The organism is Cobetia sp. SIMBA_158, assembly GCF_046566945.1.
Lineage (GTDB): Bacteria > Pseudomonadota > Gammaproteobacteria > Pseudomonadales > Halomonadaceae > Cobetia > Cobetia amphilecti.
The window spans coordinates 1-229 of sequence record NZ_JAWJYL010001246.1 but is presented as its reverse complement, the minus strand read 5'-3'; the positions used below and the strand labels follow the sequence as shown (position 1 = coordinate 229).

At 44.5% G+C, this 229-nt stretch carries 1 protein-coding gene; it reads left to right on the top strand.

Annotated features, from left to right (window positions below; all coding sequences use genetic code 11):
- On the top strand, positions 1–229 hold a 229-nt coding region (locus R2R70_RS23705; RefSeq protein WP_410979449.1), incomplete at both ends, for an XdhC family protein.

The window sequence follows — 229 nt, the reverse complement described above, 5'->3', positions numbered from 1 at the left end:
CGCGCGCCAAAGGCTAATAATTACTTAATATTAACCCATAACCACCAGCTCGACTTTGCACTCACACAAGCCATTATTAAACGCGCTGATGCCAATTGGCTTGGTGTAATTGGCTCAGATACCAAAGCAAAACGCTTTAAACAACGCTTAGCTCATCGCAATTTTACCACCGAGCAAATAAACCAAATGACCTGCCCTGTTGGGCTTGAAAATGTAACGGGCAAGCTCC